Consider the following 4,303-nt stretch of genomic DNA (forward strand, 5'->3'; position numbering starts at 1 on the left):
TCCCCCCTTTTCGCCTCTCCCCCCCCCCCCCCCCCCCACCGCCGGGTCATCGGGTGGAGTTGACGGCGTCCAGCAGCAGCCGGGGGGTCTTCGCCTCGCTCAGCTTTTCCTCCGGCACGCTCACGCCGCGTTCCCGCTCGATCCGGGTCGCTGTTTCGAGGAGGGCGAGCGAGTCGTAGCCGAGGTCTTCGAACGGCAGGTCCAGGATGTCGCCGTCCAGGCTGACGCTCTCGTCCTCGCCGGCGCACTCTCGCATCACGCGCTTGAGGTCATCGAGGGTGAAATCGGTCATGGCGGTCACCTTCCGGTGGGATCGGTGGAGCGGATGGGTGGGTGGATCGGGGTCACGGCTGGTCGGTGCGGCGGACGAGCACGGCGCTGTTGAAGCCGCCGTACCCGCGGGCCAGCACCAGCGCCGCGTCACCGGCGAGTGGGCGGGGGCGGCCGGTGACCAGGTCGATGCGGTAGGAGTCCGGCACCCGGCCCACTTCCGCGGTCGGGGGGATCACCCCGTCCCGGACCGTGAGCAGCGCCGCGGCCAGGTCGAGCGCGGAGGCTCCGGCGCCGGGTCGGCCGGTCAGCGAGGTGATCGCGGTGACGGGGACGGCATGCGGACCGAATACCTCGGTGATCGCCGCGGCCTCCTGAGTGTCCAGCTCCGGCACCGCTGCCCCTTCGGCGAACACCGCCCCGATCGCGGACGGCTCGATGTCCGCGTCCGCGAGCGCCGCCCGGGCGGCTCGGACCAGGCCACTGGGTCCCCCCGAGCCAGGCGGCGGGTCAAAGCAGGCCGCGTATCCGGCCAGTTCGCCGTAGGCGCGGGTGACCCCTCGGGCGCCGGCCGAGGCCGCGCCCTCCAGTACCAGCAGCGCACCGCCCTCGGCCGCGACGTGCCCGGCGGCGTGCTCCCCGAAGGGCAGGCAGGCGTCCTCGGCGCGGTCGGTGTTGCTCAGCCGGTTGCCGGTCATCTCGGCGACGTGCCCCCATGGGCACAGCGCCGACTCCATCGCCCCGGTGAGGACGGCGGGGGTCCCCTTGCGGAGCATCCGGCGCGCGTGTCCGACCGCGTCCAGCCCTCCCGTCTGACCGGTCACCACCACTCCGCTGGGCCCGTTCAAGCGATGCCGGATGGAGATCTGGCCGGTGTTCACCGCGTAGAACCAGGCGAAGGACTGGTACGCACTGACGTGACGGGGCCCCTTCGCCCAGAGGCTCTCCAACTCCCGCTGGCCGAACGCGAATCCGCCGGCCGAGTTGGCGGTGACCACGCCGACGCCGTAGTCCGGGAGCTCGGCCGGGTCCAGCGCGGCGTCGCGCAAGGTCTCGGCCGCGGAGGTGAGCGCGAGCTGGGTGACGCGATCAGTCTGCGGCAGGAGCCTGCCGGGCACCGCGGCAGCCGGATCGAAGGCATCGATCTCGCCGGCCAGTCGGCTCGGGTAGCCGGAGGCGTCGAAGCGGGTGATCGGACCGATGCCGCTGCGGCCTTGCAGCAGGCTTTGCCAGAAGGCTTCGGTTCCGCTGCCGTTGGCCGCCCGCACATCGAGGCCGGTGACCAGGGCGGTGTCCTGGCGGCCGTCGGCCGGGAGGGCCGAAGACCCGGCCGGAAGGGCGTGAGTGGTCATCGGCGGTTCCCTTCGGGCCGGGTGAGCACCATGGCGCTTTGGAAGCCGCCGAAGCCGCTGCCCACCGTGAGGACGGTGTCGAGGCGCTGCTCCCGGGCGGTGATCGGCACATAGTCGAGCGGACATTCCGGGTCCGCCTCGTGGAGGTTGGCGGTGGGCGGGACGACCCCGTGCTCCAGAGCGAGGGCACACGCGGCGATCTCAATGGCCCCGATGGCGCCGAGCGAGTGACCGATCATGGACTTGATCGAGCTGACCGGGATGGTCCGGGCGTGCTCGCCGAGGGCGCGCAAGAAGGCCGCCGACTCGTGCCGGTCGTTCTGTCTGGTGCCGGAGCCGTGCGCGTTGACGTAGTCCACGGCGGTGGCGTCGAGCCTGGCCTCGGCCAGTGCGCGGGTGATCGCCTCCGCCATCTCCCGGCCGTCGGGGCGGAGTCCCGTCATGTGGTAGGCGTTGCTGCGCGTGGCATGACCGCCGATCTCGGCGTACACGTGGGCGCCGCGCCTGCGGGCGTGTTCCGACTCCTCCAGCACCAGCACGGCGGCGCCCTCGCCGAGGACGAATCCGTCCCGGGTCCGGTCGAAGGGCCGGGAGGCGGTGGCGGGGTCGTCGTTGCGGGGCGAGGTCGCCCGGATCGCGTCGAAGGAGGCCACGGTGATCGGGGAGATGGGGGCGTCGGTGCCGCCGGTCAGCATGACGTCCGCGGTGCCCTCCCGGATGAGGTCGCAGGCATGCCCGACGGCGTCCAGGCCGGAGGTGCATCCGGCTGAGATCACCGCGGCCGGGCCGAGGGCGCCCGCTGTCCAGGCCACCTCGCGGGCCAGGCTGCTGGGCACCAGGTAGTCCATCAGCTGCGGTACGGCGTGCCGGTGGTCGACGAGCCAGTCCCGGCCCCCGTCGCTGACGACGGCGTACTCGTTTTCCAGGCTCATCGTGCAGCCGACGGCGGTGCCCAGGGACACACCGGTCCGCTCGGGCACGGGCACCGTGGTGGAGGGGAAACCGGCGTCGTCCAGGGCCTCCCGCGCACAGGTCACCGCGAACTGAGCGGCCCGGTCCAGGCGCCGGATCTCGCGCGGTGAGAAACCGGCGGTCAGCGGGTCGAAGTCGCACTGCGCGGCGATGCGCGAGCGGTACGGCGTGGCGTCGAAGAAGGTGAGGGGGCCGGTCGCGGTCCGGCCGGAGGTGATCAGCGACCAGAACTCCTTCGTCCCGGTACCGCCGGGCGCGACCACACCGATGCCCGTGAGGGCGACCTGGCGACTCACCGGGAACCGCCTGCGGGCCGGATCTCGCATGGTCCGGCTTCCTCCGGCCCGACGACGTCCGGCGGTCGACGCTTCGGCTGTCTCCACGGAGGTCTCTCCGCGTTCCGGGACGCCCCCGTCAAAGGCTGTGCGCGGTCCATCGAATCGCCCCTTCTCGTGCTCGGCCGGTGGCGTTGCGTGTCCCCGGGTGGAAGTCCCGGGGGCGTGGATCATCCTTGGCCGCACCACTGGAGCGGGACTAGGGACCGGGTGGAGCCGGGGCCGGGCCGGGGGTGCCGCGTATCATGACCGCGGCCGTTCGGTCCGCCGCGTCACCGGCCGCTGCCCGCATGCCGTCGACGACGCAAAGGTCCCTCCTCATGACCGCCCAGCCCGCTGTGTCCCTGGGAGACTTCAGCACGCTCTTCGCTTTGGCGGGGCGCTCCGCGCGGATCCGTGTCGAGCGTCTGCTCAGCGAGTTCGGACTGCATGCGGGCCAGCAGTTCTTTCTGCGCTGCCTGTGGGAGGCGGACGGGAGCACCGTCGGCGATCTCGCCCGGCAGGTGCGGGTCGAGGCTCCGACGGCGACGCGGGCCATCAGGCGTATGGAGGCCGCCGGCATGGTGCACCGGACCCCGGACGAGCAGGACGCACGGCGTAGCCGGGTGTGGCTGACCCCGCTCGGCCGGCGCACCTGGCCGCAGGTGGCCGCGGTCCTTGCCCAGTTGGAGCAGGAGCTCCTCGCACCGTTCTCACCGGAGGACCGTGAGCAGTTCATGTCTCTGCTGCTGCGGCTGTACGAGACGTCGCGGCCGGTGGGGGAGTCCGGGGCCGGCTGAGGCGTGGCCCGGCTGCTCCAGCGCGACTCCAGCCACCCTCCAGGCATGCCGGACACGCTGAGGGTCCCTACGGCGCGAAGGAGATCCGATGCCGCACACCGGCACCGCACCGCTCGACACGGAGCGGCTGTACAGCGAGGTCTCGCACTTCTACGCACGGCAGATGCAGGCGCTCGACGAAGGGCGAACCGAGGACTGGGCGGAGACCTTCACCGAGGACGGCGTCTTCGTCCTGCACGGAGGGCACGACCGGGCGGTCGGCCGCACGGCGCTCGCCGCGAGCAGTTCGAAGGCCCGCGCTTCGCTGGCCGAGCAGGGCATCAGGCATCGGCACTGGCTCGGCATGCTGACGGTGGAGGCCCGGGCCGACGGTACGGTGGCGGCCCGGTGTTACGCGCTCGTCGTCGCCACGCCCCTGGGGGGTCCCTCGGTGGTGCACCGCAGCACGGTCTGTGAGGACGTGCTGGTGCGCGACGGATCGGGTGCCTGGCTGGTCAAGCACCGCCAGGTCAGCAGGGACGACCTGGCCTGAACCGGTCGTGGGGGGGGGGGGGGGGGGGGGGGGGGGGGGGGGGGGGGGGGGGGGGGGGGGGGG

The 4,303-nt window shown here is 72.8% G+C and carries 5 protein-coding genes; 2 read left to right on the top strand and 3 right to left on the bottom strand.

Features of this window, described 5'->3' with window-relative positions:
- Positions 1 to 46: 46 nt before the first annotated feature.
- The 3 genes from AC3EUV_RS38100 to AC3EUV_RS38110 are packed head-to-tail and all read right to left on the bottom strand — an operon-like array spanning position 47 to position 2,890.
- Complete coding sequence (locus AC3EUV_RS38100; protein WP_432147139.1) at positions 47 to 292, bottom strand: acyl carrier protein; 246 nt, start codon at positions 290 to 292, stop codon at positions 47 to 49.
- A gap of 52 nt (positions 293 to 344) precedes the next feature.
- Complete coding sequence (locus AC3EUV_RS38105) at positions 345 to 1,622, bottom strand: beta-ketoacyl synthase N-terminal-like domain-containing protein (RefSeq protein WP_435604877.1); 1,278 nt, start codon at positions 1,620 to 1,622, stop codon at positions 345 to 347.
- Positions 1,619 to 2,890 (bottom strand): beta-ketoacyl-[acyl-carrier-protein] synthase family protein, encoded by a 1,272-nt coding sequence (locus AC3EUV_RS38110; protein WP_432147137.1) that lies wholly within the window; start codon positions 2,888 to 2,890, stop codon positions 1,619 to 1,621. The genes AC3EUV_RS38105 and AC3EUV_RS38110 overlap by 4 nt, the downstream gene beginning before the upstream one ends.
- 359 nt (positions 2,891 to 3,249) lie before the next feature.
- On the opposite strand from AC3EUV_RS38110, the gene AC3EUV_RS38115 reads away from it, so the two are divergent.
- Entirely contained in the window at positions 3,250 to 3,708 is a 459-nt protein-coding gene (locus AC3EUV_RS38115) for a MarR family winged helix-turn-helix transcriptional regulator (RefSeq protein ID WP_432147136.1), read from the top strand.
- Positions 3,709 to 3,796: 88 nt separating this feature from the next.
- Positions 3,797 to 4,240, top strand: a complete 444-nt coding sequence (locus tag AC3EUV_RS38120; RefSeq protein ID WP_432147135.1) for a nuclear transport factor 2 family protein — start codon at positions 3,797 to 3,799, stop codon at positions 4,238 to 4,240.
- Positions 4,241 to 4,303: the final 63 nt, after the last annotated feature.

Source organism: Streptomyces sp. bgisy130, assembly GCF_057708345.1.

Bases quoted from the DNA above. Each gene is read 5' to 3' on its own strand.
- AC3EUV_RS38100 (WP_432147139.1), bottom strand. From the start codon at position 292: ATGACCGATTTCACCCTCGATGACCTCAAGCGCGTGATGCGAGAGTGC.
- AC3EUV_RS38105 (WP_435604877.1), bottom strand. From the start codon at position 1,622: ATGACCACTCACGCCCTTCCGGCCGGGTCTTCGGCCCTCCCGGCCGAC.
- AC3EUV_RS38115 (WP_432147136.1), top strand. From the start codon at position 3,250: ATGACCGCCCAGCCCGCTGTGTCCCTGGGAGACTTCAGCACGCTCTTC.
- AC3EUV_RS38120 (WP_432147135.1), top strand. From the start codon at position 3,797: ATGCCGCACACCGGCACCGCACCGCTCGACACGGAGCGGCTGTACAGC.